Source organism: Streptomyces hokutonensis, from assembly GCF_000376565.1.
Taxonomy (GTDB): domain Bacteria; phylum Actinomycetota; class Actinomycetes; order Streptomycetales; family Streptomycetaceae; genus Streptomyces; species Streptomyces hokutonensis.
On the sequence record NZ_BARG01000051.1, the window covers coordinates 20130 to 36954 of the forward strand.

Genomic DNA, 16825 nt, shown 5'->3' on the forward strand with positions numbered 1-16825 from the left:
GCCACCGGCGAGAAATCTCTTGATCGTGGATGGGGATCTCTTTACCTGAATGGGCTAGCGTCGGAAACACGAAGCGCCGGGATTACGGCATGGACCGGCCCGCTTGCGGGGCAGGGGAGGGCAGTCGATGGTCAGAGTCGCGTGATGAGGGGCGTCGTGCCAGGTCAGGCGCGTACGCATGCTCGCTGAACGGTGGATGCACACGGGGGAGATTGTGGATCTGTACGGCCGTGCCCATGAACAATGTGTAATACGTCTCCGGTTGCATGCAGTGGCCCGTGGCCGGAGCAATGTGATTCTGCTGGACGGTCCCAGAGGTTCCGGCAAGACCGCCTTGGTCAATCGAATTTCGGCCACTGCGGAACAGCTCGGGTTCGACGTCGTCAGCGGCCGGGCAACCAGGTACCGCAAGCTTTTACTGGCTGCCTCCCTCATGGGTGGCACAGCCGGTTTTGAGTCACTTCCCGAAGACCCCGGTCTCGGAACGTCCTGGGGTCCGGACCTGTTGGACGAGACGGTCGCGGCCGAACTCGCCGGCCCGGGCGGCGAACCGGGCCCGGACGACGCGTCGGCCAGGCCGGTGCTGATCGCCCTCGACGACGTCGCCTGGGACGATCCCGACGTCCAGGGCGCCCTTCAGCGGCTTCCCTCGGTGGGCTCCGCCCGCCGGGTGCTGTGGCTCTTCTCGGGCGTCGGTGTGCCCGGCCTGCCCGGCCCGCCGCAGGGCCCCGACACCGTTCGTCTCGCCCTCGGCCCACTGCGCCGGCGCGACACCGTCCGGATGGCCGCGGACCGGCTCGGCGGAGTGCCGGACGCCACGCTCGGGCAGTTGATCGATGCCTGCGGCGGCCACCCCGCGCTGCTCGTCGCCGTACTGGACACGCTGATCGCCTGTGGCGGGCACACCGTGCGCGGCGGCGTCGCCCGGTCGGCCGCCGGGCCACTGCCCCGGCCTGTGCTGACCGCGCTGCTCCACGACGACCCGCGGCTTTCCGGGCGGGCCCGGGCCCTGGTGGCCGAGGTGGCGGCCCAGCCGCGCCCGGTCCGGATGAGCGAGCTGATACAACTGCCCGACGAACGGGCGGTCCCGCTGCTGGGCGCGGTGCGCGAGGCGGCCGAGGCCGGGGTGCTCGTCGTGGAGGGCGACCGGCTCAGGTTCCGGCACGCGCTGGTGCGCGAGGCGGTGGCCCTGCTGTCGAGCCGGCCGGCCGAGCGCCGCGGCGCCGTCGCCCGGCCGGTCGCCGCGGGACGGGCGACGGCACCCGCCCGTGAGACCGTCCACGCCGGTCCCGTCGCGTCCACGGGCGACCCGGCGGGCGAGGGCGGCGAGCCCAACCCGCTCAGCCCGGCCGAGCACAACATCGTCCGGCTCGTCGCCGACGGTCTGACGAACCGTCAAATAGCCTCACGGGTCAGCCTGTCGCCCCACACCGTCAACTTCCACCTCCGCAAGATCTTTCGAAAACTGGGCGTCTTCTCCCGGGCCGAACTCGTGGGGGCGCACCTCCACCAGCTGCACCTGGAGGACGAGTCCACCACCACGCCCCCCACACCGGAGAGCAGGACCGCAGATGCGCGATGAGCAGGCCGTTTCCCTTCCCCGACGGCAGGAGGGCGACACGGACTCCACCCCGGCGGCAGCGAGCGGGACCGGATCACCGGGCCTCAGCCCACGACGGGTTCGCGCCATGCTGCTGGTGGCGATGGCCGCGACCTTCATGGCGATGATGGACTCCTACATCGTCAATGTGGCCGTCCCGTCCCTCCGCGCCGACCTCCACGCCTCCGTGTCCGCGATCGAGATGACGGTGGGCGGATACATCCTGGCCTACGGGCTCTTCCTGGTGACCGGCGGCCGACTGGGCGACATCGTCGGCTACAAACGGATGTTCCTGTCCGGTCTCGGGCTGTTCACCGCCGCCTCGCTGGCCTGCGGCGTCGCGCCGGGCCCGGAGTCGCTGATCGTGTTCCGCTGCGTCCAGGGCTTCTCCGCGGCGCTGTTCTTCCCCCAGATCCTCTCCATCATCCAGACCTCCTTCGAGGGGACACGGCGCGACCGGGCGCTCGCCTTCTTCGGCGTCACCATCGGACTGGCCGCGATCACCGGCCAGTTGATCGGCGGAGTCCTGGTCCACCTCGACCTGTTCGGCTGGGGATGGCGCCCGATCTTCCTGGTCAACCTGCCCCTGGGGCTCGTGACCATCGCCGGTGCCGCGCTGGTCATGCCGGGCGTCAAGAGCGACCGGCGGCCCCGCCTCGACCTGCCCGGAGTCGGCCTGCTCACGGTCGCGCTGCTGCTGCTGTCCTTCCCGCTCGCCGAGGGGCGTACGGCCGGCTGGCCCGCGTGGTGCTTCGTGATGATGGTGCTGTCCGTGCCGTTCCTCGTCGCGTTCGGCCGGTGGGAGCGGCGGCTGGCCGCGAACGGCGGGCAGCCACTGGTCAGCCCCGCCCTGCTGCGGCTGCGCGGCTACCGGTCGGGCAACGCGGTGTTCCTCGCGTTCTTCGCCTGCAACGCCGGCCTGTTCTTCGTGCTCGCCGTCCAGTTGCAGAGCGGCCTCGGCTACTCGGCGCTGCGGTCGGGGCTGCTGTTCGCCCCGCTCGGCATCGCCTTCACCGCGGTCTCCCTGGTCGTACCGAAGATCATGGGCAAGCTGGGCCTGCACATCCTGACCGTCGGCTACGGGCTCAACGCCCTTGGCTATCTTGTGCTGTTGGTGACCGCCGTGGCCGCAGGCGACGGGCTCACCGGACCGATGCTCGTCCCCGCCCTCGTCGTCATCGGCGTGGGCCAGGGCCTGGGGGTCAGCCCGCTGCTCGGCACCGCGCTCGCCGAGGTGCCGCCGCAGGAGGCGGGCAGCGCCGCAGGCGTGCTGGAGACCGTGGGACAGCTGGGCATGTCGGTGGGCATCGCCCTGGTCGGGCTGGTCTACTTCAGCACCCTCGGCGACAGCGCCTCACGGCACGGCTACGCGCACGCCTTCACGGTGACGCTGGTGCTGAACCTCGCACTGTCCCTCCTGGCCACCCTGTTCGTGCCCCCGCTGCGCAAGGCCGCCGCGGCCCAGGCGGCGGTGGCCGCCCAGTGACCCCGGGGCCGGGGCCGGGGCCGGTCGCCGGGGGTGCGAGGGTGGGTTCAGTCGGCGGGCTCGCCGTCGAACTGCTGCTGCTCGACGCGGGCTTCGTCCGCCGCCGGGGTGGAGACGCCCGCTGTCGTGGGCTGTCGGTCGAGGCCGAGGACGAGGGGTACCGCCAGCAGGCTGATCGCGGTGAGGAACACCCAGGGCAGGAGCGCGCCGCCGTCGAGCAGCGAGGTGAGCAGCACCGGTGCGAGGGCGCCGCCGATCGACCAGGACAGCTGGTACACGGCCAGATAGCGGCCACGCAGGTGCTCGGGGGCCATCATCACGCTCAGTTCGCTGGTCGGAGGCGAACTGAGGATCTCGGCCACGGTGTACAGGATCATCGCGATCAGCAGGCCGACGATCACCGCCCAGCCCGGCAGCGCGAGCAGCGAGCCGAAGATGACGAACGCCGCCGCGTTGACCAGCAGGGCCAGCACCAGTACCCGTACCGGGCTGCGGGTCTCGATCCAGCGGCTGGCGAGCGTCTGCAGCAGCGCGACCATGGCCGTGTTCAGCACCACGAGCACGCCGACGATCCAGGCGCCGACGTCGAGATTGTCCGCCGCGTAGACGGCGAGCAGCACCGTGATCACCATGGAGGCGAACACGAAGGAGAGGTTCACCGCGACCAGCCGCAGGTACCGCGTGTCCCGCAGCACGGTGCGGTAGCCGCCCGGCGGCTGTTCCTCGGAACTCTCGGCCGGCGCGGCGGGCTTCGCCCCGGCGGGGGCGGCGTCGGCCGTCCCGCTCGTGTCCCCCGCCGGCCGCCAGGTGAGGAAGAGCCATCCGGCGATGGAGAAGGTGACCGCGTTGGCCACCATGACCGCGCGCAGCCCGGTGACGGTTCCGATGCTCAGGGCCACTGCCGAGGCGGCGCCGCCGAAGCCGACCCCGGCATTGCGCAGGGCACGGACGAACCCGAACCAGCGGGCCCGCTCGGTGCCGTGTGCGACCAGCACGGTGAGCGGGCTGCTGCCCATCCAGAAGGCGGTGGAGCCGAGCTGCACCACGAACTGCCACAGCACGATCTGCCAGACCGCGTGGGAGAACAGGAAACCCACGAAGCCGGCCACCGAAATCCAGTTGCCCGCCGCGACCACGGCGCGCGGACCGTATTTGTCCAGAAGCGGCCCGACAAAGGGAGGCATCGGCAGAGCCAGCAGCCGGCCGGCGGTCAGGGCGGCGCCCACGGCGACCAATGACAATGGCGTCGTCTTCACGAAGAAGACAATCGTGAACGCCATCACCAGCCCGTTTCCCAGGCTGTCGATCAGGTTTGCCGTGACGAATCGGCCTTTTCCCGTGAGGTCGGGCAGACCCCAGGCTGTCTGAATCCGCTGCCATGTCGAGGGCGCGGGGGAAGGCTGGGACATCATGGCCTCTCTTCGGTCCGGCGACGCGGCGTCGGCGGAAATTTCGCTTTCGTCGGGCGGACGGGCGGACGGTTCACTTCGGCAGATCGCTCTGATGGAAGACGCCTACGCTCCGCGCATTGGCATTCGCCTTGATCGTGATGATGCTGCCCGCTCCGGCCGGCACCGCTTTGGCATACATTCCCGCATAACCATGCGGGGTGTAGAACATTCCATAGGCGGCGTGCCATTCCTCGGTTTCTCCCGATAGCGGATCGACCACGGGCTCTGCCCTGGGAATCACCCTCTGCTGAACCACGCAGCCCTCTTCCGCGCCGTTCTCCAGCGCCTTCCGCCATTCCGCTTCGGCTGTTTCCCAGCCCACCACGGCACCCACTCCGCCACCCCGTGCGTTGACCTTGAGGATCAACTCCTCGCGCCGCTCGAGGCATTCGTCGACGAGGTCGGTGTCGGCCGCCATCGCGTCCTTGCTGAGCAGCCGGGTCCAGGGCAGCACCCGGTCGACGAGCCGGCACTCGTCCTCGCCCAGGTTCCGCCGCCGCGCCGGGTCCGAGAGCAGTGCCATGCAGCTCTTGTTGCTGAACAGGTTGCTGGACAGCGGTGTCCAGAGCAGGGTCCCGCCCGCCAGGTGCGCACGCAGCAGTGGCTCGACCAGGTCCCAGCCGCCGGGCTCCTCGGCTATCTGAGCTGCGACGAAGCAGCGGTAGACCACATCGATCTTCGTGTCCCCGAGGTAGAGGGCGCCGTCCCGCTCGTGCACATCGGTGACCTCGGCCACCAGGAGGTCGAGCCCCGCCCACTTCAGCACGGACTGGAAGGTGTGCCAGGTGTCGCCGTAGTCCGCGAGGCCGCCCTGCCATTCCAGCAGGGCCACCACCGGTTCGCGGCCGGGTGCCACCGTCGCGCCGAGCTGTCGCAGCGCCTCCACCGCGGCCCGCGCGGGATGGGTGTAGCCGAGCCGGTTCCGGCGCGCGAATTCGGCGAAGGCCTCCTTCTCCAGCATCGCTCTGGGGATTTCGCCGGCGAGGTCCCAGCCGCCGACCTCGCTGCCCAGGCCCAACTCCAGAACTTTGAAAGAAGTTCCGTCGTGGTACATATCCGCGCGGCCGTTATGGACCAGTGGTCCGTCGCCGAGCCGCCGCATCGCCGCCCAGCGGTCGTCGCTGATTCCCAGCACCGACCGGAAGGCGTCCAGATCTCCGTCGAACAGCCGCTCCGGCAAGGATGTGAGCATGTTGAGGAGATGGTGAAGGTCGTCGGCGAACTCCCGAATTTCCCGCTCGGCGACGAAGAACGGCCTGGGCAGATGCTCGCCGCGCCACGGGGCGAGTGTCGGAAACTCGTTGACATGCTGGGCGACTGCGGGCAGACCGCTGCCCGCTGTGCGGAACTCCCGGTTGTACTGGGCAGTTACCAGCTCCGCCGACATGAATACCCCATTCCGCTTGGTGGTGGTCGCTCACTCGGTCCGCATACACCGTTCCCGTGCGAACCGTGGTCAGTCTCAAATATCCGGTCAACTACCTCGGGCAACACGGCACTTGTGTGTTAACAATAGATTACTTGAAGTCGCGAAGGGAATGGTTCTGCAACCATGCAGGCACGGTTATGTTCGGCCATGTCACAAGAACGACGAACGCCGGTGGAACGCATCCTGACGACGGGGGAACGGGGAGCGGGCTCGCTCCTTTTGGTGGAGGGCCCTTCAGGGATCGGGAAGAGCCATCTGCTGACCGCCCTGGTGGACGAGGCCCGGGACCGGGGCTTCCGGATCCCGCCCGCCCATGTCGTCACGGTCCCGGCCCTGCTGCGGATCTGGCTCGCGCAGGAGGACCGCGGGACGCCCGTCCTGGTCGCTGTCGACGATCTGCACAAGCTCGACGAAGAGCTGCCGTCCGCGCTGCCCCCGCTCGTCGCCGAGTTCACGTCGGCGCCCGTCGTGTGGGCGCTGGCCCGGCGGACCGGTCGCGGCGGTCCCGAGGTGGAGCGGGTCTTCGCGCTGCCACCCAGCGAAGCCTCGCTGCCCAACACCCGGGTGAGCCTGGGCCCGTTGTCCGAAAACACCATGCAGGCACTCGTCACCGCCCTGCTCGGCGCGCCCGCCTCCCCCAGGCTCGCCGCACTCGCCGCCACCGCGAACGGCAACGCCCGGCTGCTCGTCGAGCTGCTGCAGGGTCTACGCGAGGAGAACTCTCTCGCCGTCGTCGACGGGATGGTCGAAGTGACCTCCACCGGCCTGCCCGAACGGGTGCGCCGGACGGTCCGGTTGCTGCTGGCCGAGGTCTCGCCGCGCTGCCGGCTGTTCATCCAGCTCGCCGCGCTCAGCGGGCGGGAGTTCGACCTGTGCGAGGTCGCCGAAGTCTTCGAGCAGCCCGCCGGGATGCTGCTGCCGTCGGTGGAGGAGGCCACCGACGTCGGTGTCATCAGCGGCGTCGGAGATCGGCTCGTTTTCACCCAACCGCTGTTCTGGCAGACGGTCCTTGAGTCGCTGCCCGAACCGATGCGGGCGGGCCTGCCCTGCGAGCCCGCCCGTCCCCCCGGCCGTGTCAAGGACCTCTCCTGGCCGGCCAGCCTGGGGGAGACCGATCTGCTGATCGCCAACCTGGTCAGCCACGGTCTCACCAACAGTCAGATCGCCACCCGGATCAACCGGTCCCCGCACACGGTCAGTTACCACCTGCGGAAAATGTTCGGCACACTCGGCATCCGGTCCCGCAGCGAGCTCGCGGGCACGGTCCGGCAGAGACTACGGGAGTCGCCATGAGCGCCACGACGGACTGCTTCGCCGACGCCACGGGCGGAGTCCCGGACGCCGAGTGGGACCGGCTCGCCGGCGACAGGTTCTACTCGTCGGCGCTGTGGCTGAGGCTGTGCGCCATGGCACCCGGGTCGGTCTCCGGAGGCGTGCGGGCGGCCACCTCCGGGGGCGGCCGGGCCGCGATCCCGGTGGCCGCGGTGCGCGACGAGCCCAACCCGCATCTGCGCTGGCACGACATCCTGACCGCGCGCGGCCTGCCGAGCCCCGCACCCGAGGGCATCCTCGTCGGCCAGCGCCGGGGCTACCTGGCGCACATCCTGGCCGGCGAGGGCGATGACCCGACCGCGGCGGCCGCCGCGGTGCTCGACGCGGTGCGCGCGCTGCGGTCGCCGTTGCACGACGACCCGAAGATCGCCCGGGTGGCGATGTACCTGACCACCCCGGACGTCGTCGCGCTGCGCGAGGCGGGGGTGCGGACCGCGCCGGTGGCGCTGAAGACCGACGCCTGGATCGAGATACCGCCCGGCGGCTGGGATGCCTGGATGGAGTCGCTGTCACCGCACCGGGCCCGCCGGATCCGCAGCGAGGTACGGAAGTTCGAGAAGGCCGGATACGAGGTGCGGCACAGCACGCTCGCCGAGTCCTGGCAGGACGTCGCCCGGCTGCTGGCCCGCACGGAACTGCGCTACGGCAGGAGCGTGGACGTGGCTCCGATGGCCGAGTCCTTCCGCAGACAGGGCGAACTCGCCGGGTCGCGCGCCGAGGTGGTGCTGTGCTCCCGCCCGGGGGAGCCGCCCATCGGGTTCTGCCTGTACTACCGCTGGGGCGACACCGTGTACCTGCGGGCGATCGGCTTCGACTACGACAGACTCGGCTCCGCCGCCGAGTACTTCAACCTCACCTACTACATGCCGGCCCGGATCCCCGGAGTGCGCCGGCTGCACGCCGGCACCGAGACCGCCGAGGGCAAGGCGCTGCGCGGCGCGTCGCTGCGGCCGCTGTGGCTGCTCGACCTGACCGAGGACAGTCCGCTGGCCGGATACGACGAGGAGATCCGGCAGCACAACCGGTCCCTGCTGACCCGGCTGCGGGACTCCTCTCCCGCGGTCGCCGGCGCCCTGGAGGACGAACTCTGGGAGCCCTACTGCTGAGCGGGGTCCGGCAGGCCGGCCAGGAGGTGGTCGGGGCGGATCGGGACCCGGTCGAGGTCGATCCCGGTGGCGGCCCTGACCGCCGCGGCCACGGCGGGTGTCGCCGAGATCGACGGCAGCTCGCCTATCCCGCGCAGACCGTACGGCGCATGCGGATCGGCCCGCTCCAGGATCTCCACCCGCACCGGCGGCACGTCCGCCATCGTGGGCAGCAGATAGCCGGCGAACGACGGATTGAGCACCCGCCCGCCGTCCAGCTCGATCTCCTCCAGCAGCGCCAGACCGACGCCCTGGACGGTGCCGCCCCGGAGCTGGCCGGCGACGGCCTCCGGGTTGATCGCCCTGCCGACGTCCTGCGCGATGGCGAGGTCGATCACCTTCACCAGGCCCAGCTCCCGGTCGACCTCCACGACGGCCCGGTGCGCGGCGAAGCCGAACTGCATGCTGGAGTTCCCCTGCCCGGTCTCCGGGTCCAGGGGGAAGGTCTTGCGGTGGTGGAACTCCGCGGTCCGCTCGATCACCCGGCCGCCGAGCAGAGCGGCCAGCCGGGCCACCGGCCGGCCCGCGTCGTCGACGACCGCACCCTCGTGCAACTGCCAGGACGGTGACGGGAGTTCGGCACCGGACTCGTGAAGGAGGGCGAGGACGTCCGCACGGACCCGGCGGCAGGCCTCCCGGACCGCGCCACCGGTGACGTACGTCTGCCGGGAGGCCGAGCTGGGGCCGGCCGTGCCGAACCTGGAGTCCTCCTGGCGGACCTCGATCCGGTGGACGCCCAGTTCGGTGGCGACGATCTGGCGCTGGATGCCGACGACCCCCTGCCCGACCTCGGCCGCCGCCGAGGAGACCGTGGCCAGCAGCGCCCCGTCGACGACCTCGAGCCGTACGCGGGCCGTCGAGTAGTCGTCGAACCCCTCCGAGAAACCGATGTTCTTCAGACAGGCCGCGTAGCCGACACCGCGGGCCACATGGGCGGGCTGTGCGGGGTCGGCGGCGGGCAGCGGCAGCCCGCGCAGCCGTTCCAGCAGTTCGGCGACCGGCGCCGGGCTGTCGAGGACCTGGCCGGTCGGCAGGCTCGCGCCCTCCCGCAGCGCGTTGCGCTGCCGGAACTCCACCGGATGCATGCCGAGTGCCGCGGCGAGCCGGTCCATCTGGCTCTCGTAGGCGAAACACGGCTGTACGGTGCCGAATCCGCGCATCGCGCCACAGGGCGGATTGTTCGTGTACACGGCGCGGGCGTCCACCTGGACATGGGGAACGGCGTAGGGGCCGACGGCGTGGGTCGCCGCGTTGCCCGCTATCGCCGGTGAACTGGACGCGTAGGCCCCGCCGTCCAGGACGATGTCGGCCCTGACGTACAGCAGCCTGCCGTCGGAGGTGGCGCCGTGCTCGTAGTGCAGCTCTGCGGGATGGCGGTGGACATGGCCGAAGAACGACTCCGTGCGCGTGTAGACCATCTTGACCGGACGGTTCAGGCGCAGCGCCAGCAGACAGGCGTGCACATGCAGCGACAGATCCTCGCGCGCGCCGAACGCGCCGCCCACGCCCGCGTGTTTCAGCACCACCTTGTCCGGGGGCAGACCGAGGCAGAGGGCCACCTGTTCCTGGTCGACGTGCAACCACTGGGTGGCGATGTGGAGTTCGACGCCGCCGTCACCGGTGGGGACCGCGAGGCCGGACTCCGTGCCCAGGAAGGCCTGGTCCTGCATGCCGAGGGAGTAACTGCCGCGGACCACGACATCGGCGGCGGGCAGTTCCCCGGACTGTGCGGCGCCGCGCCGGATGCGGGTGTGCGCGACCAGGTTGCCGTCCGGGTGCACGGGGTCGGAGGCCGCGTCGAGTGCCGTGGCGGCGTCGGTGACCGGTGGCCGGACGTCGTAGTCGACGTGGACCAGTCCGGCCGCCGCCCGTGCCGTCTCCAGGTCGACGGCCGCGACGACCGCCACCGCCTCGCCGTGGTGGCGCACCCGGTCCTCCGCGAGCACGGGCTGGTCGACCTTCATCTGGCCGAACAGCTTGCGGCCCGGGATGTCGGCGTGGGTGATGACGTCGAGCACTCCGGGGAACTTCAGTGCGGCCGTCGTGTCGATGGAGCGGATCAGCGCGCTCGGGTGCGGGCTGCGCAGGGTCGCGGCCCACACCATGTCCTCGGCGGACAGGTCGGAGGAGTAGACGAAGGTCCCGCTCACCTTGGCCGGCCCGTCCGTCCGGGCCGGACTGGTGCCGATGCCCTGCGCGGTCACGGCCGCCCCACCTCCGGGGAGGCCGGGCCGGCCATGCGCTCGGCCGCGAGCAGGACCGCCTCGACGATCTGCTGGTAGCCCGTGCAGCGGCAGAGGTTTCCGGCCATCTCCCGGCGCACCTCCGCGTCGGAGGGACGGGGCAGCCGTTCCAGCAGGTCCGTGGCCGTCACCACCATGCCCGGGGTGCAGAAGCCGCACTGGACCGCGCCCGTGTCGAGGAACGCCTGCTGTACGGGGTGCAGCGCGCCGGAGGTTCCGGGCACCCGTGAGGCGCCGGACGTTTCGAGCGGTCCGGCCGTGTCGGAGGCCAGGCCCTCCACGGTCCGCACCGAGCAGCCGTCGGCCTGGGCCGAGAGGACCAGGCACGAGTTGACCAGGACGCCGTCGAGCCAGACCGCGCAGGAGCCGCATTCGCCCTGTTCGCAGGCGTTCTTCGGGCCGATCAGACCGAGCCGCTCGCGCAGCAGGAAGAGCAGGCTCTCACCTGGCCCGTCCTCGTCGTCGAGGCGGTCATGGGTCTTGCCGTTGACCGTCACGGTGATGTCCATCGTGTCCTTCCGCGAGGAACATGGCCCAGGCCTGGGTGAGGTTTCGGGCGGCGAGTACGGCGAGGGCCCGGCGCCGGTAGCCGGCCTCGGCGCCCTCCTCGACCGGGGTGGTGGCGGTGGCGGCGAGTCGGCCGAACTCGGCGACGAGAGCCGCCGGAAGCGTCCCGGCGCCGTACAACACCCTTGATTCTTCGATCAGTTGCTCGGCGGCGAGGAGCCGAACCGGAGCTGCCCCGTAGGCGCCCACGGCCGCGCGGATCCTGCGCTGCCCGCGGTCGAGGGTGAGGGCGAAGGAGCACAGCGACTTCACCAGCCCCTGCCGGCGGCCGATCTTCTGGAACCGCTGCGGTCCGGCTGCCAGCGGCACCCGTACGGCCGTGATCAGCTCGTCCGCGCCGAGGACGGTCCCGCCCCCGTCGCGGTAGAAGCCGTCGGCGGGCACCCACCGGCTGCCCCGCACCGAACTCAGCTCGACGTCGGCGCCCGCGGCCAGCAGCATCGGATGCAGATCGCCCGCCGGGGAGGCCGTGCCGAGATTGCCGCCGATCGTGCCCCGGTTGCGCACCTGGCGTGACCCGACGGAGCCGGCGGCCAGGGCGAGACCCGGCAGCTGGCGGTGCAGCCGCTCGGCGACCGTGGTGTGGCACACGCGGGGCCCGCAGTGGACCGAGTCCGGCCCGATGCGGTACCGCTCCGAGCCGGAGACCCTGCTCAGGTCGAGCAGCACCTCGGGTCTGAAGTGCCGCAGCTTCATCGCCACCATCACGTCCGTGCCGCCGGCGACGGGTGTGGCGCCGGGCAGTTCGGAGCGTGCGGCCAGCGCCTCGTGCCAGCTCTGCGGCCGTAGCACCTGCACGTATTCCCCCTGGAGTCACGGCACCACCGGGTCCGTCACCGGACGGCCCTCACTCTGCACGGCGGGTTCGGCCGAATTCAAGGACGGTACGGAGCTGGACCCTTCGAGTAGCCCCGCTACACGATCGCGTAGTGGCCCGTCCGGCGCCCCGGGTGCCAGGATTCCGAGGTGGGCGAGCCGATACAGAGTGGCTCATGCCCCGATGCGGGTGAGCCGGGCACGGTGACGGGGCGCGCGGACTGCCGGCGCAGGGAGTTCCCACCGGTGCCCTCCCGAGAAGTACTGACGATGGGGGCAGAGGTGCGTCAACGCAACGAGGCCATACACGCCGAAACCGACACAGAAACCGACACGGAAACGGACATCGACGCGGACCCGGGCCCGGAGACCCGGCCGGTCCGCGCACCGGACGAGCCGCTGCCACCGGCCCGGATCCGCTCCTCCGTGTCGATCCCACTCCAGCTCGGGCCGGACCGGTTCGTGCCGGCCGAGGTCGTCTCCTTCCACGGACTGGCCGATCAGGGCGAACACGTCGCGGTGGTGTTCGGCGATGCGCTGAAGCAGGACTGCCCGCTGGTACGGGTGCACTCGGAATGCCTCACCGGCGATGTCCTGGGCTCGGCGCGCTGCGACTGCGGGCCCCAACTCCGGGAGTCCATGGACCTGTTGGGGGCCGGCGGCGGACTGCTGCTCTATCTGCGCCAGGAGGGCCGCGGGATAGGCCTCTACAACAAGCTGGAGGCCTATCTGCTGCAGGACGTCGGCATGGACACCTTCGCCGCCAACCGCGCGCTGAACTTCGGCGACGACCTGCGCGACTACCGGGTCGCCGCCCAGATGCTGGCGGCGCTCGGCACGCACCAGGTCGACATGCTCACCAACAACCCCGCCAAGGCCGCGGGGCTGAGGGAGCGCGGCATCGTGGTGCGGCGCAGATTGTCCACGGGCGTGCATGTGACGCAGGCCAACCGCGGCTATCTGATGGCGAAGATCGACCACGCCGGCCACGAGATCAACGTCGATGACGTCAGGAGCGCGAAGTGATCGAGCACAAGAGTCCCATCAGCGGCATCGCGACCTACGGCGACCGGTACGTGGCGACCGCCGGCTACGACAACCAGGTCATCCTCTGGGACCAGGCAGGGGCGAACGCCCTCACCCGCGTCGTCCACGACCACCTGGCCAACCAGTGCAGCTTCAGCCCCGACGGCACCCTGCTGGTGACGTCCTCCAGCGACTACACCGCGCGCCTGTGGTCGATACCGGACCTGCGGCTGCGCGCCGTGCTCAACGACCACGACGACGACGTCGAGATGTCCACCTTCCACCCCGGCCGGGAACTCGTCGCGACCGCGTCCCGCGACCACGGGGTCAGGGTGTACGACTTCGACGGAAACCTCGTGCACCGCTTCGACGGGCACACCGCCGACGTGATCTCCGTCGAATGGGCCGGTGACGGCGACGAGTTGATCAGCTCCAGCGACGACGGCACGGTACGGCGCTGGTCGCTGGCGACCGGCGGCCTCGTCGCCACGATCGACCTCGGCGGAGTCGAGACCGACACCATCTCCATCGGCACCGACGGCACCCTCTACGCCGGCAACGACGACGGCGAGATCGTGGTCGTCCGGGGTACCGACTCGCACGCCGTGCCCGCCCACGCCGCCGGCATCAAACGACTGGTGCTGGACAGCTCGCGCGAGCTGATGGTGAGCCTCAGCTACGACCGGAACATGCTCCTGTGGGACACCTCCGGCGGCGAGCTCACCCAGGTGGACAAGGCCGACATCCCCGCCGACGTCTGGCCGCGCTCCTGCGCCTTCGGCGCCCGGCAGACGCTGGTGTTCGGCACCTTCGGCACCACCTACCGCACCTACGACTACGGCTCCCGGCAGTGGCTGCCCTCCGAGGTCGCCCCCACCCTCGGGCTGAACGCCGCCTGCGCGTACGAGGGCGGTGTCCTCGGCGTCGGCGACGCCGGCATCGTCATGCGCGACGGCGTGCCCGTCACCGAACTGGGCAGCCTCTGCAACTTCCTGACACCGGTGGGCCCCCTGGTCGTCACCAGCGGCCAGCTCGGCAAGGTCATGGACGCGCTCGGCGGACGCGTGCTGCACCAGCACAAGTCCCCGCTCAACTGTGCCGCCCCCTTCGTCCGGGACGGCGTCCCGCACCTCGTCGTCGGCGCCTACACGGGCGAGGGGCTCGTCTTCCGCCTGACGGAGGACGGCGGGCTCCGTCACCTCGAGGACGTCAAGCTGCACGACAACGCCGTCAAGGGCGTCGCCGCCTCCGACGACCACATCTTCTCGGTGTGCGCCGACACCAGCGTGGCCTGGCACGACATCCGGACCCTCGAACTCGTCCACCGCCTGGACGGCGCCCACGACCGGATCGCCAACGGCTGCGTCGCGCTGTCCGGCGGCCACTTCGCCAGCATCGGCCGCGACCTCAAACTCCGCCTGTGGGCACCGGACTTCAGCTGCGAGACGATCGACACCCCGCACTCGCACTCGATCAAGTGCGTCGCCGCGGACGGCACCGGCCGCATGATCGCGACCGGCTCCTACCACGGCCAGGTCGCCGTCTTCGACCGCGAACGCGGCACCTGGGGGCCGACCCTGCGGCCGACGACCTCCGGAATCTCCTCGCTGTCGTACGACACCGGACGCGGCGTCTTCCTGGCGAGCTCCTACGACGGCCGGGTCTACGAGATACCGGGGGCGCCGGATGAGCGCTGACGCACTCCCCGCGGTCCACAACCCCAACGAGCTCTCCGACCGGGACGCCATGGGCCTGCCCGGCCGACTGGTCGAGCGCCTGCCGCACGACCTCTTCGCCGGGCACCCCGACCTCTTCACCGCTCCCGTCGAACGGCTCGCCGCTGTCTGCGCCGATCCCGCGGAGACCTTCGAGCGCCGTTACGCGGCCGGCAGCGTGCTCGGACTGCGCGGCGACCCGCGCATCCGTACCGACGATCCGGAGCTGGTCGACGTACCGGCCGGAAAGGCCGAACTCGGCCTCCCCGAGGACGAGGTGGCGTCCGTGGTGGCGCGCTGGGCGCGCGTCGGAGTGGTGGACTCCTGGATCCGCAAGGAGTGCCCGCGCCACCGGGTGGACATCGACGCCTTCCGGATCATGCGCTACCCGGTGACCAACCTGGAGTACCGGGCCTTCCTCGCCGACACCGGCGCCACGGCCCTCCCCACGTCGTGGCGGTTCGGCGGATACCCCCTGACCCGGGCCAACCATCCGGTGTGGACGGTACGGCCCGAGGACGCCGACGGGTACGCCGAGTGGCTGTCGGCGCGTACCGGCCGCCACTTCGCGCTGCCGACCGAGGCGGAGTGGGAGTACGCGGCAGGCGGCGGCGACGGCCGGGAGTTCCCGTGGCCGGGCGACTTCCGCGGCGACCACGCCAACACCGTCGAGGAGGGCCCGCTGACCACCACTCCGGTCGGCGTCTACCCGGCCGGCCGGACCCCGTTCGGCGCTGAGGACATGGCCGGAAACGTCGAGGAGTACGTCGCCGACGACTACCGTCCCTACGAAGGCGGGGAGTCGGTCGACGACGACCTGTTCACCCGGCAGGGCAGTTATCGCATCGCACGAGGAGGCAGCTTCACCCGCTTCGGAGACCTCACCCGGTGCGCCCGCAGACACGGCTGGTTCAACCGCTCGATCTATGCGATCGGCTTCCGATTGGTGGAGCGCCCATGACGGTCCCGTCGACCAACACCGATCCCACCGCGCCCCCGGACGACCAGTTGCAGCGGCCGTTCACCGCGCTCGAGCCCGAGGACGTGCTGGACTTCGCCGACGTCCACAAGCGGTATCCGGCGATGGCCGACTTCCACGCACGGCTCGGCGGCACCTCGCTGCGTGAGGTGCCCTCCGAGCCGGGTGGGGCGCGGATTCTCGCCAAGTGCGAATGGGAGAACCCCAACGGCTCGGTGAAGGACCGCACGGCCTACGCCCTGATGGCCGACGCGCTCCGTACCCACGGCGACCGGCCGCCCGAGGAACTGCGCCTGCTGGTGTACTCGGGTGGGAAGCTCGCCTCGGCGATGTCCTTGCTCGGTCAGCGGACCGGCGTACGGACCCGCTTCGTGCTGATGTCGAGCAGCCCGCCCAGCCTGCTCGAAAAGCTCCGTGAGCGGGGGGCCGAGGTGGATCTGGTGCCCGCCGAGGGCGGTTTCCTCCAGACCATCAGGGCCTCCCAGCGCATTGCCGCGGCCGAACCGGACTGGACCCTGGTCTTCCAGCACAACAACCCGGTCAATGTCGCCATCCACCAGCGGACCACCGGCGGCGAGATCCTCTCCGACCTGGGCGACGCCCGCCCGGCCGCCTGGCTCGCCTCCATCGGCAGCGGCGGCACCTTCGTCGGCGTACTGCGGGCGCTGCTCGGCAGGTTCCCGGACATCCGCGCGATCGGTGTGACACCGCAGGAAGCTCCGTACGCGAACCCGGGACGCCCCGGCGGAAAGCCGACGTACGAGGGATCGGGCGGCCACGGATACGGCATCCGGCAGCCGTTCGTGAAAGCACACGACGACCTGGTCGAGGGCCACCGTCATGTGACGCTTCCCCGGGCACTGCGGGGCATGGGGGAGTTCTTCGACCTGACGGGACTGCGGATCGGCAGCTCGGCGGCGGCGAACTGGCTGGCGGCCAAGGAGGTCGCCGCCGAACTGCCCCCCGACGCCGTGGTGGTCACGGTGTTCGCGTGTGCCGGGAACCCCGAGCAGTGGTCGGAACTGGGGCGGTGAGC

At 70.9% G+C, this 16825-nt stretch carries 13 protein-coding genes; 8 read left to right on the top strand and 5 right to left on the bottom strand.

The features are described from left to right. Positions 1 to 196: 196 nt before the first annotated feature. Together SSP08S_RS31150 and SSP08S_RS31155 are read left to right on the top strand one after the other, a co-directional pair. Entirely contained in the window at positions 197 to 1582 is a 1386-nt protein-coding gene (locus SSP08S_RS31150) for a helix-turn-helix transcriptional regulator (protein ID WP_245607989.1), read from the top strand. Then, positions 1572 to 3086 carry an MFS transporter gene (locus SSP08S_RS31155; protein WP_102133440.1) on the top strand — a complete coding sequence of 505 codons (1515 nt, stop codon included), beginning with the start codon at positions 1572 to 1574 and terminating at the stop codon, positions 3084 to 3086. The genes SSP08S_RS31150 and SSP08S_RS31155 overlap by 11 nt, the downstream gene beginning before the upstream one ends. A 47-nt stretch (positions 3087 to 3133) precedes the next feature. Here the strand turns inward: SSP08S_RS31155 and SSP08S_RS31160 are convergent, their stop codons facing one another. Beyond that, positions 3134 to 4498, bottom strand: a complete 1365-nt coding sequence (locus SSP08S_RS31160) for an MFS transporter (protein ID WP_369407103.1) — start codon at positions 4496 to 4498, stop codon at positions 3134 to 3136. A 70-nt stretch (positions 4499 to 4568) separates the two neighbouring features. After that, positions 4569 to 5924: a hypothetical protein gene (locus SSP08S_RS31165; RefSeq protein ID WP_019071578.1), complete on the bottom strand. Its 1356-nt coding sequence runs from the start codon at positions 5922 to 5924 to the stop codon at positions 4569 to 4571. Positions 5925 to 6137: 213 nt separating this feature from the next. Here SSP08S_RS31165 and SSP08S_RS63095 point away from each other — a divergent pair, with 213 nt between their 5' ends. Together SSP08S_RS63095 and SSP08S_RS31175 are read left to right on the top strand one after the other, a co-directional pair. Beyond that, positions 6138 to 7259 (top strand): helix-turn-helix transcriptional regulator, encoded by a 1122-nt coding sequence (locus SSP08S_RS63095; RefSeq protein WP_019071579.1) that lies wholly within the window; start codon positions 6138 to 6140, stop codon positions 7257 to 7259. After that, a complete protein-coding gene (locus SSP08S_RS31175) occupies positions 7256 to 8404 on the top strand; it encodes a GNAT family N-acetyltransferase (RefSeq protein ID WP_019071580.1) in 1149 nt (382 codons plus the stop codon). The genes SSP08S_RS63095 and SSP08S_RS31175 overlap by 4 nt, the downstream gene beginning before the upstream one ends. Here the strand turns inward: SSP08S_RS31175 and SSP08S_RS31180 are convergent. From SSP08S_RS31180 to SSP08S_RS31190, 3 genes are read right to left on the bottom strand one after another with little or no spacing between them, the layout of a single operon-like run. Continuing rightward, positions 8395 to 10647 carry a xanthine dehydrogenase family protein molybdopterin-binding subunit gene (locus SSP08S_RS31180; RefSeq protein ID WP_019071581.1) on the bottom strand — a complete coding sequence of 751 codons (2253 nt, stop codon included), beginning with the start codon at positions 10645 to 10647 and terminating at the stop codon, positions 8395 to 8397. The genes SSP08S_RS31175 and SSP08S_RS31180 overlap by 10 nt on opposite strands. Continuing rightward, the gene (locus tag SSP08S_RS63665) at positions 10644 to 11195 is read right to left on the bottom strand and encodes a (2Fe-2S)-binding protein (protein ID WP_019071582.1); all 552 of its coding nucleotides are present in this window, start codon (positions 11193 to 11195) and stop codon (positions 10644 to 10646) included. The genes SSP08S_RS31180 and SSP08S_RS63665 overlap by 4 nt, the downstream gene beginning before the upstream one ends. Continuing rightward, positions 11158 to 12051, bottom strand: coding sequence for an FAD binding domain-containing protein (locus SSP08S_RS31190; protein ID WP_019071583.1), 894 nt, complete (start codon positions 12049 to 12051; stop codon positions 11158 to 11160). Before SSP08S_RS31190 ends, SSP08S_RS63665 begins: the two co-directional genes overlap by 38 nt. 288 nt (positions 12052 to 12339) lie before the next feature. Here SSP08S_RS31190 and ribA point away from each other — a divergent pair, with 288 nt between their 5' ends. Genes ribA through SSP08S_RS56215 form a run of 4 tightly spaced genes read left to right on the top strand, consistent with a single transcriptional unit; the run spans position 12340 to position 16823 of the window. Continuing rightward, positions 12340 to 13095 (top strand): GTP cyclohydrolase II RibA, encoded by a 756-nt coding sequence (gene ribA, locus SSP08S_RS31195; RefSeq protein WP_019071584.1) that lies wholly within the window; start codon positions 12340 to 12342, stop codon positions 13093 to 13095. Continuing rightward, positions 13092 to 14792 (top strand): WD40 repeat domain-containing protein, encoded by a 1701-nt coding sequence (locus SSP08S_RS31200; RefSeq protein WP_019071585.1) that lies wholly within the window; start codon positions 13092 to 13094, stop codon positions 14790 to 14792. Before ribA ends, SSP08S_RS31200 begins: the two co-directional genes overlap by 4 nt. Beyond that, positions 14782 to 15771 carry a formylglycine-generating enzyme family protein gene (locus SSP08S_RS31205; protein ID WP_019071586.1) on the top strand — a complete coding sequence of 330 codons (990 nt, stop codon included), beginning with the start codon at positions 14782 to 14784 and terminating at the stop codon, positions 15769 to 15771. The genes SSP08S_RS31200 and SSP08S_RS31205 overlap by 11 nt, the downstream gene beginning before the upstream one ends. Then, the gene (locus SSP08S_RS56215) at positions 15768 to 16823 is read left to right on the top strand and encodes a pyridoxal-phosphate dependent enzyme (RefSeq protein WP_019071587.1); all 1056 of its coding nucleotides are present in this window, start codon (positions 15768 to 15770) and stop codon (positions 16821 to 16823) included. Before SSP08S_RS31205 ends, SSP08S_RS56215 begins: the two co-directional genes overlap by 4 nt. The last annotated feature ends 2 nt before the right edge of the window (positions 16824 to 16825 follow it).

What these genes read in the sequence shown, in the direction of transcription:
- SSP08S_RS31150 (WP_245607989.1), top strand. Translation starts at nt 197, where the DNA reads ATGCACACGGGGGAGATTGTGGATCTGTACGGCCGTGCCCATGAACAA.
- SSP08S_RS31155 (WP_102133440.1), top strand. Translation starts at nt 1,572, where the DNA reads ATGCGCGATGAGCAGGCCGTTTCCCTTCCCCGACGGCAGGAGGGCGAC.
- SSP08S_RS31160 (WP_369407103.1), bottom strand. Translation starts at nt 4,498, where the DNA reads ATGATGTCCCAGCCTTCCCCCGCGCCCTCGACATGGCAGCGGATTCAG.
- SSP08S_RS31165 (WP_019071578.1), bottom strand. Translation starts at nt 5,924, where the DNA reads ATGTCGGCGGAGCTGGTAACTGCCCAGTACAACCGGGAGTTCCGCACA.
- SSP08S_RS31175 (WP_019071580.1), top strand. Translation starts at nt 7,256, where the DNA reads ATGAGCGCCACGACGGACTGCTTCGCCGACGCCACGGGCGGAGTCCCG.
- SSP08S_RS63665 (WP_019071582.1), bottom strand. Translation starts at nt 11,195, where the DNA reads ATGGACATCACCGTGACGGTCAACGGCAAGACCCATGACCGCCTCGAC.
- ribA (WP_019071584.1), top strand. Translation starts at nt 12,340, where the DNA reads ATGGGGGCAGAGGTGCGTCAACGCAACGAGGCCATACACGCCGAAACC.
- SSP08S_RS31205 (WP_019071586.1), top strand. Translation starts at nt 14,782, where the DNA reads ATGAGCGCTGACGCACTCCCCGCGGTCCACAACCCCAACGAGCTCTCC.
- SSP08S_RS56215 (WP_019071587.1), top strand. Translation starts at nt 15,768, where the DNA reads ATGACGGTCCCGTCGACCAACACCGATCCCACCGCGCCCCCGGACGAC.